At 71.8% G+C, this 12,040-nt stretch carries 13 protein-coding genes; 6 read left to right on the top strand and 7 right to left on the bottom strand.

The window, feature by feature from the left end; all coding sequences use genetic code 11:
• Nucleotides 1–44 precede the first annotated feature (44 nt).
• On the top strand, nucleotides 45–908 hold the full coding sequence (locus CVO96_RS08990; RefSeq protein ID WP_103311943.1) for a menaquinone biosynthetic enzyme MqnA/MqnD family protein: 864 nt from the start codon (nucleotides 45–47) through the stop codon (nucleotides 906–908).
• Between the two features lie 4 nt (nucleotides 909–912).
• On the opposite strand, the gene CVO96_RS08985 is transcribed toward CVO96_RS08990, so the two are convergent.
• Nucleotides 913–2,169 (bottom strand): M16 family metallopeptidase, encoded by a 1,257-nt coding sequence (locus CVO96_RS08985; protein ID WP_103311942.1) that lies wholly within the window; start codon nucleotides 2,167–2,169, stop codon nucleotides 913–915.
• Nucleotides 2,162–3,376, bottom strand: coding sequence for a M16 family metallopeptidase (locus CVO96_RS08980; RefSeq protein ID WP_103313386.1), 1,215 nt, complete (start codon nucleotides 3,374–3,376; stop codon nucleotides 2,162–2,164). Before CVO96_RS08980 ends, CVO96_RS08985 begins: the two co-directional genes overlap by 8 nt.
• A 798-nt stretch (nucleotides 3,377–4,174) precedes the next feature.
• Here CVO96_RS08980 and CVO96_RS08975 point away from each other — a divergent pair.
• Both CVO96_RS08975 and CVO96_RS08970 read left to right on the top strand, forming a co-directional pair.
• Complete coding sequence (locus CVO96_RS08975; RefSeq protein ID WP_103311941.1) at nucleotides 4,175–5,359, top strand: sugar ABC transporter substrate-binding protein; 1,185 nt, start codon at nucleotides 4,175–4,177, stop codon at nucleotides 5,357–5,359.
• A gap of 114 nt (nucleotides 5,360–5,473) precedes the next feature.
• Entirely contained in the window at nucleotides 5,474–5,989 is a 516-nt protein-coding gene (locus CVO96_RS08970) for a M23 family metallopeptidase (protein ID WP_103311940.1), read from the top strand.
• Here CVO96_RS08970 and CVO96_RS08965 read toward each other — a convergent pair.
• The 4 genes from CVO96_RS08965 to CVO96_RS08950 form a co-directional block, all read right to left on the bottom strand.
• Nucleotides 5,958–6,524, bottom strand: a complete 567-nt coding sequence (locus tag CVO96_RS08965) for a GNAT family N-acetyltransferase (protein ID WP_103311939.1) — start codon at nucleotides 6,522–6,524, stop codon at nucleotides 5,958–5,960. The genes CVO96_RS08970 and CVO96_RS08965 overlap by 32 nt on opposite strands.
• A gap of 145 nt (nucleotides 6,525–6,669) precedes the next feature.
• Nucleotides 6,670–7,800, bottom strand: coding sequence for an aldose epimerase family protein (locus CVO96_RS08960; protein ID WP_103311938.1), 1,131 nt, complete (start codon nucleotides 7,798–7,800; stop codon nucleotides 6,670–6,672).
• A gap of 205 nt (nucleotides 7,801–8,005) precedes the next feature.
• Nucleotides 8,006–8,617, bottom strand: a complete 612-nt coding sequence (locus tag CVO96_RS08955) for a histidine phosphatase family protein (protein ID WP_103311937.1) — start codon at nucleotides 8,615–8,617, stop codon at nucleotides 8,006–8,008.
• A complete protein-coding gene (locus CVO96_RS08950) occupies nucleotides 8,614–9,165 on the bottom strand; it encodes a TetR/AcrR family transcriptional regulator (RefSeq protein WP_103311936.1) in 552 nt (183 codons plus the stop codon). The genes CVO96_RS08955 and CVO96_RS08950 overlap by 4 nt, the downstream gene beginning before the upstream one ends.
• Before the next feature lie 93 nt (nucleotides 9,166–9,258).
• Here CVO96_RS08950 and CVO96_RS08945 point away from each other — a divergent pair, with 93 nt between their 5' ends.
• Nucleotides 9,259–9,633 (top strand): darcynin family protein, encoded by a 375-nt coding sequence (locus CVO96_RS08945; protein WP_103311935.1) that lies wholly within the window; start codon nucleotides 9,259–9,261, stop codon nucleotides 9,631–9,633.
• Nucleotides 9,630–10,619 (top strand): SDR family NAD(P)-dependent oxidoreductase, encoded by a 990-nt coding sequence (locus CVO96_RS08940; RefSeq protein WP_103311934.1) that lies wholly within the window; start codon nucleotides 9,630–9,632, stop codon nucleotides 10,617–10,619. The genes CVO96_RS08945 and CVO96_RS08940 overlap by 4 nt, the downstream gene beginning before the upstream one ends.
• On the opposite strand, the gene CVO96_RS08935 is transcribed toward CVO96_RS08940, so the two are convergent.
• Nucleotides 10,591–11,556: an NUDIX domain-containing protein gene (locus CVO96_RS08935; RefSeq protein ID WP_103311933.1), complete on the bottom strand. Its 966-nt coding sequence runs from the start codon at nucleotides 11,554–11,556 to the stop codon at nucleotides 10,591–10,593. The genes CVO96_RS08940 and CVO96_RS08935 overlap by 29 nt on opposite strands.
• Before the next feature lie 116 nt (nucleotides 11,557–11,672).
• Between CVO96_RS08935 and CVO96_RS08930 the strand changes: the two genes are divergently transcribed.
• A complete protein-coding gene (locus tag CVO96_RS08930) occupies nucleotides 11,673–12,005 on the top strand; it encodes a hypothetical protein (protein WP_133161769.1) in 333 nt (110 codons plus the stop codon).
• Nucleotides 12,006–12,040: the final 35 nt, after the last annotated feature.

The following is a 12,040-nucleotide window of genomic DNA, read 5'->3' as shown; positions in this document are numbered from 1 at the left end:
TCAACTATCGACCATCGTCCATCAACGCGCGCCGCAGGCGCCCCATGACCTACCGCGCCGGCTGGATCCACTTCACCAACGTCGCGCCGATTCTGGATTCGCTGATCCTGCCGCCGGGCGTGAGCGCCATGACCGGCGTGCCCACCGAGATGAACGAGGCGCTGCTGTCGGGGCGGGTGGATATCGCCAATATCAGCGCGGTCGAGTTCATCCGGAACGCCGGCACGCTGGAGGCGCTGCCGGACTTCAGCGTCTCGGTGCTGGGGCCGGTGTATTCGGTGAACCTCTTCCACACCCGGCCGCTGGAGGGGCTGCGGCGCGTCGCGCTGACCAGCCAGTCGGCCATGAGCGTGGCGCTGCTGGAGGTGATCCTGCGGGAGCGCGGCCTCTCCCCCACCCTGGAACGCGCCGAGGGCGACGCGGAGACGCTGCTCGCGCAGGGCTACGACGGCGTGCTGCGGATCGGGGACTCGGCGCTGCGCGAGTGGTACGGGGTGGTGGGGCCGCTGACCCCGGACACCACCATGACCTCTCTGCCGCACGCGGGCCGGGGCATCACGGTCACGGATCTGGCCGAGAGCTGGTTCGAGCTGACCGGGCACCCCTTCGTGTTCGCCGTGTGGGCGTACCACAAGGGCAACCCGCCGCCGCCAGGGCTGATAGGGGCCATGCGGACCGCGCGCCGGGACGGGCTGGGGCACCTGGCCGACGTGGCCCAGCGGCACTCGCGCCGGCTGGGGCTGCCCGTACGGGTCGTGCAGCACTACCTGTGGAACTTCCGCTACCACCTGGAGGCGCCGGATCGCCTGGGCCTGCGCGAGTTCGCGGCGAAGGCGGTGCCCGGCCACGCGGAGCTGAAGTTCGGGCCGAGGCCGGGCGACGCCGTGACTTCAAGAGAACCGGTGTAGCCCGTCAGTTCAGGCTGTCGAGCGGCCCCAGCGCCACCACGGTCAATCTATCCAGCGGGCACAGGGCCAGCACGTCCCGCACGTCGTCCGGGGTCAGGCGGGCGAAGCGTTCCACGAGTTCGGGCACCGTGATCACCCGCCCGCTGGCGAGGTATTCCATGCCCAGGGTGAACAGCCGATCCTGCGGGGTGTCGGCGCGCAGCAGCAGGTTCACGGCGTGCTTGCGGGCCGCGCGGCGCACGCTGGCCTCGGTAATCAGGCCCGCCGCGTCCCGGAGCACCTGACGGTAGCGGTCCAGCACTGTCTGAGCCCGCTCGGGGTCGCAGGAGAAGCCGCCCTCGAAAAGGCCGGTGTCGTGGTAGTCCAGGTGGCTCAGGTCGGCGGAGTCGGCCAGCCCGGTGTCCACCAGCGCCCAGTAGAGCGCCCCGCTGTCGCCGCCGATCAGGTCGGCCAGCACGGCCGCCGCCTCGCGCAGCGGGTGGGTGATGGGCAGTCCCGGCGCGGCCGTGGCGACCTGCACGCGGCTCAGGCTCTCGTCGGGGATCAGGCGCAGGCGGGCGGGGTGGGCGGGAATGGCCGGCAGCGCGGGCGGGGGCGGCGGGGAGACCGGCCAGCCCGCCAGGTGCTCCTGGGCCCAGGCCAGGATGCGCTGCGGGTCGAAGGCGCCCGTGACCACCAGGGTGACCCGGCCCGCGCCATAGCGCTCGCGGTGGTTACGGCGCAGCGCCCCCGGGCTCAGGGCGCCGACCGTGCGGGTGGTGCCCAGAATCCGGTAGCCCAGCGGGTGATCGCCCCAGTAGTCGGCGTGCAGCTCCTCCGCCACGCGCACGGCGGGCTGATCGGCGTACATGGCGATTTCCTCCAGGATCACGCCGCGTTCGGGCTCGATATCGGCCTCGCGCAGGGCCGGGCGCATCAGCTCGGTCAGGGTCGAGAGGAGTTCGCCCGTCTGCTCGGGCAGGCTGGCCGCGTGGTAGACCGTGGCCTCCTCACTGGTAAAGGCGTTGGAGTGCCCGCCCAGGTCGTCCAGGCGCTCGCCCAGCTGCGCGGCCGACAGCTCTTCCGAGCCCTTGAACAGCAGGTGCTCGATGAAATGGCTGACCCCCATCTCGCCGGGCAGCTCGTCGCGGGCGCCGGTTCGCACGAAGTAGCCGGCGGCGACCGTCTGGGCGTCCGGATCGGGGTCGAGCAGCAGGGTCAGGCCGCCGGGCAGGTCAAAGCGCTGGGGCACGGCCACAGCCGGGGAAAACACGTCAGGCATGGGGAAGCTCCTGGGGGCCGAGGGTCACGACGCTCAGGCCACGGATGGGATCGTAACCGTGCAGAAAGGTGTTCACGTCGTCCAGCGTGAGGCGGGCCAGGGACTCGCGCAGCCCGGACAACGGACGCACCCGGCCGAACAGGGCCACGTCGCGCGTGAGCCCCCCGGCCCGGCCGCGCAGGCCCTCGGCGCCGAAGGTCACGCTGGCGTTCAGGCCCGCGCGGGCACGCTCGAACTCGGCCGCGCTCAGGCCCTGGGGCAGCCGCGCGAGTTCCGCGAGCAGCACCTCCAGCGTTTCCGGGGCGCGGGCGGGCGTGCTGCCGGAATAGACCGTCAGGAAGCCCTGAGCACCCAGGATGACCGGCGAGGCGCTGACCGCGTAGGCCAGACCCCGTTCCTCGCGCACCGCCTGGAACAGCCGGCTGGCGCTGCCGCCCGACAGGGCCCCCAGCGCGATCTGCCAGGGCAGCCAGTCCGGATGGGTGGGCGCCACCCCCGGCGCGGTCAGGCTCAGGTGGGTCTGCTCGGCCTCCGGCTCGGGCACGTGGGCGCGGGCCCCGGCCTGGAAGTGGGCCGGGACAGGCGCGTCCTCGCCGAACCGCAGCTCCCCGAGCACGCCCAGAACCAGGTCGTGTGCCTGTTCGGGCTCCATGTCTGCCACCAGCCCCAGCACACTGCCGCTCTGACCGTAGCGCTGCAGGTGGGCACGCAGGCCCCCGGCATCCAGCGCGGCCAGCCCCTGCGGCGTGCCGCTGGCCGGGTGGGCGTGGCCGGCGAAGCGGGAGCCGGCCGGGCGCGGAAAGGCCGCGCTGCGGGCACACACCGCCAGCAGATCGGTGGGACTGTCCTGCAGCGCTTCCAGATCCTGCCGGGCCAGATCCAGCAGCACCGGCAGCTCGGCCTCCGGCAGCGTCGGGCGGATCAGGACGTCCGCGATCAGCGCCAGGGCCGGGCGCAGGTCGTCCGCGAGCCCACTGACACTCAGGCGGGTGGCCTCCAGGCCCACGCCACCGCCCCGCCGCACGCCCAGATCATCGAAGGCGTCCTGCAGTTCGCGGGCGCTCCGGCCCCCCGCCCCCTTGAACAGCCACTCCTCCAGCAGCCCCCCGGCGCCTTCCTGGCCGACCGGATCGTGGGCACTGCCCACCGGCAGGCGCAGATCGAAGGCGAAGCCGGGCGTGTGGCGGCGTTCGAAGGCCAGTCTCATCCCGCCGGGCAGCGTCCAGAGCTGCGCCGCCGGGGCGGGAGAGGAGGGAATCAGGCGGGCCGACACCGGGGAATTCTACCCCCACTCCCGCCCACACGCCCCCGACCATTCCCGCCCACCCGGAAGCGCGGCGCGACCCCGGGACAAAGGGTCGCGGGGCAGGCCCAGGACGCCGTCTGCCCGCCCTCCTGGCCGCTGTCTTCCAGGCACACCCGTCTCCGGATGGTGACCCCGTCCCGCTCGGGGCGCGGGGCGGAAGGAGGCGCGGCGGCCCCCCGACTGAGCACAGGTGCACTTGACCCCCGAAAGTGCATGGGTTACATTGGGAGCGTTACCACACCTGCTTCCGCACCTCCCCGACCCCTCCGGCACGTCTCTGGTGGCCGGTGGATTGCCCTCCGGATGACGCTCCCGACCGAAACCCTGCGGGTAGGCGCGGATCGGCAGCCGAGCGGGGCCAGGGACTCGGCCCTCCACCCCTCTCCCGGCCAGCCTGCTCCTGGCTGCTAAGGCGCTGGTGAACAGACCACCGTGGCCAGCCCCAGCGGCGCAGGCCACAGGATTCCAGTCGATGCGGTGCCGGTCGGTGAGGGGCGGCCTCCAGGGAGCCCGGTGGACTCTGTGAATTCGGCCATCATCCTCCGCGGTTCCAGACGGCAGTGTTTCGGTGTCTCCACTTCAGCACCCATAGCCAGCGCCACCCTGTCAGTCCTCAGCGCCCCCGGACATGCCGGGAACCCGCGCTCCCCCCGACCCCTGCGCCCACCACCCTGCGGAAGTCCGCATCAGGAGAAGCCCATGAAAAGAGCAGTGACCGTCCTGTCCGCCCTGCTGATCAGCCAGGCCAGCGCCGCCACCCTGACCCTCTGGACGCACTTCGAGCCGGCCGGCGAGATCGCCTGGGTCAAGGCTCAGGCCGCCGCCTTCGAGAAGGCGACCGGCAACAAGGTGGTCGTGGTGAGCGTGCCCTTCGGACAGATCACCGAGAAATTCATCCAGAGCGCGCCCAAGGGCCAGGGCCCGGATCTGATCGCCACCCAGCCCCACGACCGCCTGGGCCAGATGGCGGCTGCCGGCGTGATCGAGCCCATGGACCGGTACATCACCTCCAAGGCCGACCTGGACAAAACGGCCCTGAACGCCTTCACCTACCGCGGCAAACTGTTCGGCGTGCCGCTGTTCGCCGAGTCCGTGGCGCTGGTCTACAACAAGAAGCTCGTGCCCAGCGCGCCCACCACCTGGGAGCAGTTCCTGAAGATCGCCCAGGCGAACACCGGCAACGGCAAGTTCGGCTTCCTCTCGCAGCTCGACGAGCCCTACCGTTCCTACGGCTTCGTCAGCGCCTACGGCGGCTACGTGTTCAAGAACAACGCCGGCACGCTGGACACCAAGGACATCGGCCTGGACAACGCCGGCACCGCCAGGGCGCTGGGCTTCCTGAACGACCTGCGCTACAAGTACAACCTGGTGCCCGAGGGCGTGGACGGCGGCGCCGCCAAGAGCGCGTTCGTGGACGGCCGCCTGGCGATGCTGCTCACCGGCCCCTGGGACATGGGCGACATCAAGAAGGCCGGGATCGAGTACGGCATCACGACCTTCCCGACCCCTCCCGGCGCGAGCAGCAAGTGGAGCCCGTTCGTCGGCGTGCAGGGCCTGCTGGTCAACGCCTACTCCAAGAACAAGGCGGCCGCCGTGCAGCTGGCCCGCCAGATGACCTCCGCCGACGCCCAGGTGGCGTTCAACCAGGCCGGCGGACGGATTCCCACCAGCCTCGCGGCACGCGCCCGCCTGAAGGCCGACGCGGTGGTGTCGGGCTTCGGCAAGGCGATCAGCGCCGGCACCCCGATGCCGAACATTCCCGAGATGGGCGCCGTGTGGGGCCCCTGGGGCGCCGCCACCGCGCAGGGCGTGCAGAAGGCGGGGCAGCCCTACGACCAGCTGCTCAAGAAGGCCGTCAGCGAGATCTCCAGCAACATCAAATAAGGGCGGCGGGCGTGAAGGCGGCTGGGGCTCTGGAGTCCCCGCCGCCTTCACCCTTTCTTCGGTGTGCAACTTTTCACCGATTCACGTGGCCGGTGTTTACGCCACCCTGGGGGCATGAGACGGGGACTCGGCGCACTGCTCGTGCTGGCACTCCTGGCCGGCGCGGCGTACCTGCTGTGGCCGATGATCAGGAACGCCCAGCGCTACGCCGCGCTGCTTGCGGCGCCCACTCCCACCGCGCGCAGCCTGCCCAATCCGCTGCCGGGCACGCGCTTCGTGGACACCTGGGGCGGCGCCCGCAGCCAGGGCCGCCGGCACGAGGGCGTGGACATCTTCGCCAAGCGGAACACACCCATCCGCGCCACCACGCGCGGCATCGTGCTGAACGTCGGGCCGAACACGCTGGGGGGCCGCACGGTGATGATCCTGGGGCCGGGCGGGCAGCGGCACTATTACGCGCATCTGGAGCGCTACCCCGCACTCAGGCGGGGCGACTGGGTGGAGGCCGGCGACGTGGTGGGCTACGTGGGCGACAGCGGCAACGCACGCGGCACGCCGCCGCACCTGCACTACGGCATCTACGCGGCTGGCGGGGCCATCAACCCGTACGGGCTGCTGGAGCAGGACTGAGCCGCGCCCTGACGGCGGGCCACTCGGCGGCGATCACCGAGTACATCACCGTGTCGCGCTGGGTGCCGTCGGGGCGGGGCATGTGCTGGCGCATCACCCCTTCACGCACCGCGCCCAGGCCCTCGATGGCGCGCTGGGAGCGGGTGTTGAGGATGTCGGTCTTGATTTCCACGCGCAGCATCCCCTGAACCTCGAAGGCGTGGGCGAGCAGCAGCCGCTTGACGGCGCGGTTCACGGCCGAGCGCATGAACGCCGGTGCCAGCCAGGTCGCGCCAATCTCCAGGCGGCGGTGAGCGGGCCGCATCTCCATGTAGCGGGTCGCCCCGGCGTACTCCCCGCCCACGCGCTTCACGAAGGCCATCTGATCCGGGGCCTCCAGCGCGCCCGTGTAGTAAGCCCGCAGGTACGGAAAGCTGCCCATTCGGGCGTACTCCTCCCGGTGGGCGCCGGCCAGCGCCATCAGCGGCCCGATGTCCGCTTCGGTCAGCGGGCTCAGTGTCAGGTCGCCGTCCGAGAAGCTGAGGTCGTGGTGCATGGGGAAAGTGTACGAGGCGCCAGTCCCTGGGGCGGTGGAACGGGCGCAGGATCGAGGGTATGGCCGACGGCTCCACCGATCCCCCGCGAGCCGGCGGCGCTCAGGGAGCCGCCCCAGGCCGTCCGGCCAGCGGGTGACGGGTCGCTCAGCCGCTCTGGCGGGCGCTGAAGGCGTGGACGGTGTGCGAGCGGAGAACCTGCCCCGGCTCCAGGCGGAGAGAGGGGAAGGACGGCTGGTTGGGCGAATCCGGGAAATGCTGGGTCTCCAGGCAGACGGCGGCGTGACGGGCGTAGGTCTGCCCGTACTTGCCGGTCACGCTGCCGTCCAGAAAGTTGCCGCTGTAGAGCTGCAGGCCCGGCTCCGTGGTGCTCAGGGTCAGCGCCCTGCCGGTAGAGGGATCGTAGAGCGTGGCGACCTCGCGCAGCTGCGGGCCACCACCGGGCACGCCGCCCGCCAGGACGAGGGTGTGGTCGTAGCCGCCCACCACCCGCAACTGCTCGTGCTCGTCGCGGATCCGCAGCCCCAGGGTATGGGGGGTACGGAAGTCGAAGGGAGTGGCGTTGACCGGGCGCACCTCGCCGGTCGGCAGACCGCCGGGGCGCACGGGCAGGAAGCTCCCGGCCTGCACGGTCAACTCATGGCCCAGCACCCCGTGGGCCGGGTCGCCGGTCAGGTTCCAGTACGAGTGGTTGGTCAGGTTCACCACCGTGGGAACGTCCGTCTGTGCGCGGTACTGGACGTGCAGGGCGTGATCCGGGGTCAGGGTGTAGGTGACCTCGACCCGCAGGCTGCCCGGAAAACCTTCCTCACCGTCGGGGCTCAGGCGCGAGAAGGTCACGCTGGGGCCGCGCGGATCGGTGCCGGCCTCACTGTGCACTGTCTCGCCGTGCCCGGTCTCGCCATGCCACAGCCGCCGGTCGAAGCCGTGCAGGCCGCCGTGCAGGGCGTTCGGGCCATCGTTCGTGGGCACCTGATAGGCCCGGCCGTCCAGCGTGAAGCGGCCCCCCGCGATCCGGTTGGCCACGCGCCCGATGGTGGCCCCGAAGTACGGCGAGCGGGCGCGGTCGAGATAGGCCTCGGGCCGGTCGTGGCCCAGCACCACGTCGCCCAGCGCGCCGTGACGATCCGGAACCAGCAGGCTGACCAGCGTGGCGCCCACGTCGGTCAGGGTGGCCTGCACGCCGTCCGGCAGGGTGAGGGTGAACAGATGCAGCGCCTCGCCCGTGGGCGCGTGGCCCCAGTGGCGGCGCGACGCCCGGCCAGTCGGGGTGCCCATGCCTCAGCGTACGCCAAACCGCAGCCCGGCGACCACCTGATCGAGCGGCTCCAGGCCGGGGCCACGGGCCCTTGTACCGGAACCGGCGTCGTCCGGCCTTCATGACGCCCGCTGGCGCTGATACCCCAAGGCCCTGACCCGCTCCGCCCGGTCGATTCAGGGCCCACCTGCCGGCCACGGGGCGACCGGTCTCAGCCTCTGCGCCTCAGCCCCCGGGCAGGTGCGGCGAGCGGTTGACGCCGGACACGAACGCCGTGTGCGTGGCGCGGCTCAGGCGCAGGGTGGTGAACGAGGTATCGTCGAATTCGAACCAGCCGCGATCCGTCCGCAGCAGCTCGCGCAACATGGAATTGGAGAAGCCCCCGTGCGACACCACCAGCACGCGCTCTCCCCCGCCCTGCCAGATCAGCTCCAGCGCGCTCAGCGCCCGCGCCCGGATCGCCGCCTGACTCTCGCCCCCCTCGGCGGTGAAGGCGTCGAGGTCGTGCCGGAAGGCGGGCATGGGATAGCGCCGCTCGGCTTCCTCGCGGTTCATGCCCGCCAGCGGGCCGTTGTCCCATTCCCGGAGGAGGTCGGTGGGGGTCAGGGGAACGCCGATGGCGCCGGTCACGATGGTGGCCGTCTCGTGCGCCCGCAGCAGCGTGGAGCAGTACGCCCGGTCGAACTGTGGTGGATGGGCCTGCCAGTACGCGGCCAGCGCCGCCGCCTGCGCCCGCCCCTCGGCCGACAGCGGCGAGTCGTAGCTGCCCTCGTGGACGTTCTCGTCGTCGGCGCGCGAACGCCCGTGGCGCAGGAAGGTGAGGTGGAGGGAGGTCATGGTCGGGGCTCCGAAAAGCCGCCCAGCAAGGCCCGCAGCCCGGCCTCCAGACCCGTCTGCGGCTTGCCCTGGTGGAAGGCGCCCATGCCCTCCAGCCCGGCCGCGCCGTGCAGGTAGGCCCACAGCGCCACCCCGACCTCGGGGGCGCGGTCGGCCCCGACGAAGGGAGCGAGCATCGTGGTCACGTCGGCCCACAGGCCGGCGCTGACTGCCGGGTCACGCTGCGGGGCGGTCAGCAGGGCGTACAGGTGGGGGCGGCTGCGGGCGAAGTGCAGGTAGCGGTGGGCCAGCGGGGTCAGGTCGGCCAGTTCCTGGGCGCCCTCTGGAAACGCTGCCCTCAGCGCGCGCCGCAGCTCGTCGGCGCCGTGGGCGGCGAGCGCGCCCAGGAGCGCTTCCCGGTCGGCGTAGTGCCAGTACAGGGCGTTGGGGGTGACCCCCAGGCCGGCCGCCAGCGCCCGCAGGCTCAGGGCCGCCTCGCCCGAGCGCTCCAGCAGCGTCAGGGCGTGCTGGATCACCGTCTCGGCGCTGATCTTGGGCGGCTGCGGCATCGTCTCCCAGGGTAACTCTTGATTCCGTGCGTCCGATGATATACGGTGTACATCATCAAGGTATACAGCGTATATCTTGCGAGGAGGAGACCCATGTCCAGTCCCCCGCCCCCTCCACCCGTCGAGCCTGCCCCCGCGCTGACCGTGCTCCTGCTGTACACCGTTACCCCCGCCTGGCTGAGCCTGAGCCGCGAGGAGCGTCGGCAGGTCGAACAGGCGACGTTGCGGCCGCTGCTGAGCCGCTGGGCCCCCGGCGTTCGTGCGCGCCTGTACGACGCCGAGGCGTTCACGGCACGCTGCTCGGATTTCGCCGTGCTGGAGGCCAGCGACCTGCTGCAGTTCTCTTTTTTCTACGAGGCGCTGCGCGACACGGCGCTGTTCACGGTTCCCTATCTGGTCGTCAATGACCTGATCGTGGGGCTGGAGAACGGATTCCGGCACTATGAACGCCAGGACGGTCTCGAATGACGCGTCCGGCCCGCAGCGTCCTGGTCACCGGCGGCAACACGGGCCTGGGGGCCGCCGCCGCGCATGAACTCGCCCGCCGGGGCTGGGCCGTGCTGCTCACCGCGCGGTCGCCCGCAGCCGGCGAGGCGGCGGCGGGGCGGATCCGGGCGGCCGCGCCGGGCGCGCAGGTCTGGGCGCTGCCCCTGGATCTGGCCGAGCTGCGGTCGGTGGACACGCTGCTGGCGCAGCTCTGGGCTTCCGACGTGCCCTGGCCGCCCCTCCACGCGCTGATCGCCAATGCCGGCGTCCAGCACGTCAGCGCCCGTGAGCGCACCGCGCAGGGCTTCGAGGGCACCTTCGGGGTCAACCACCTGGGCCATGTCCAGCTGCTGCGGGGACTGCTGGCGGGCCCCCTGCGGGAACCGGGGCAGATCGTGCTGGTCGGCAGCGGCACCCACGACGGCCAGGCCCGGCACCTGCTGCCCTTCCCGCCGCCCTATGACCTGAAGGCCCACGAACTGGCCGACCCCACGCGCTTTCCCCAGCCGGCCGGCTCGGAGGTCGAGGACGCCCGGCGGCGCTACGCGGCGTCCAAGCTGGCGAACACGCAGACGGCGTTCCATCTGGCCCGCGACCTGACGGCGGCTGGCCGGCGCCTCCGCGTGAGCGCCTTCGACCCGGGCCTGATGCCCGGCAGCGGCCTGGCCCGCGAGTACGCTCCCCTCCAGCGGCTGCTGTGGCACCGGGCGCTGCCCCTGCTGGCGCGGCTGGCTCCGGGTTCCGCGAGCACTGTAGAGCGCTCCGGGCGTCACCTCGCCGCGCTGCTGGACATGCCTGAGGCTCAGGGCGGCGGGTACTACGTCCAGGGAGGCCGGGGGGCGGGCCCGCGCTCCGGCCACGCCTCGGCCCTGGCGCGCGACGAGGCGCGGGCCCGCGCCCTGTGGGAGGACAGTCTGGCGCTGCTGGACGGCGTCCATGCTAGCCCCTGGTTCTCGTCGCCACGATGACCCGCTCCCTGAAGCTGACGCTTAGCTCCACGCAGCTCAGCTCCGGGTAGGCGAAGAGGGCGTCCCGCTCGGCGTCCCCCTGGTACAGCGGTTCGGGCAGAGACGCGGGTGGGCTGAAGTTGTCGAATACCAGCAGGCCGCCGGGATTCAGGGCCGCGACCAGCGAATCCAGATGGATCACCTCTCGTCTGGACGGAGCACAGTCCGCGAAGATCAGGTCGAACCCGCCGCGCTCCAGACCGCCCCTCCAGTCGCCGTGCAGCACCTCGGCGCGTGGGTCGTCCCTGAGCCCCTCCCAGACGACCTCGGCGCGCAGGGGATCGTGCTCCACGGTCAGCAGGCGGGAGGAGGCGTCCATGCCGGCCAGCAGCCACGCCGCGCCCACCCCCACGCCGCTGCCCAGCTCCAGCAGGCGCCCACCGGGTTTCGAGGCCGCCAGCGTTCTCAGCAGCCGCCCCGTCTCCAGCGAGCAGGAGTGGCCGAAGCCCAGGCGCGCGGCCTCTGCGAGGGCCCGCTCGACCAGCGGCGGCCGCGCCAGGTGGGCGGGCGTCTCCCCCCGCGCCGAGAGCAGTTGCCTCAGCTGGACGTCGTCGGCCCACGGCAGCGAGCGCGGATTGACCCAGGCGACGGGGCGACCTTCCGGCGAGGGCTCCAGCGCGAGCAGGCGCAGCGGATAACAGGCCGAGTCGTTGTGGAGGATCACCGGCTCGCCCGCGACCTCGCAGCGTGCCCCGCATTCCTCCCAGGCCTCACGGATGGCCGCCTGCGCGGGCGTCTCGCCGGGGTGGATCCCGCCGCCCGGCAGTGTCCACCCGCCCCACTCCAGGCCGGTCATCAGCACGAGGCCACCTTGCTCGATCCACGCGCAGGCCCGGCCGATGCGGTCAGGCGAGGGGGAAAGGTCGATCCACTGGGCCGATGTCTGGGCCGAGGTCATGCCGTACCACCCAGCAGCAACCGGCGTACAGTGAGGCAATGAGCCGAACCGGCGCCCTGCGAACTGCGTGGCAGGAGTGTCCCAGGTGCCGCTACCCGATGTTGAGGTGGAGCACCTTGCGCCAGACACCAGAACGGCGCTGGGGGCCGCCGTCTGTCTTCGACACCTCGGAACAGCGCGCGAACAGCCTGTGGTCGTATGGGGCAGTTCTCCTGATCCGCCTGACGGCGCTGGCGTTGATCTCTGGCCTTGGCGCCGCGCTGTATGCCGTGGCGCGATCGACGGTCGTGGCTGCCGCCGCGCTGGCCTGCACTACCCTGTTTTACGTCGCGTGGAACAGTGTGGACTACAGCCGTCGCGTCCGCCGACGTCACCTCCTGTCTCGGCAGGCGCAGGACAGCGACTGGGTGTGTTCGCGCTGCCTGTCTCTGACGCAAGGTGACGGTTGACCATCCGGCCTGCCACCCGGTCTGAATGTCCAGAG

Source organism: Deinococcus koreensis (genome assembly GCF_002901445.1).
Taxonomy (GTDB): Bacteria; Deinococcota; Deinococci; order Deinococcales; family Deinococcaceae; genus Deinococcus; species Deinococcus koreensis.
The sequence above is the reverse complement of the archived record's forward strand: the minus strand, read 5'-3'. Positions and strand labels throughout refer to the sequence as shown.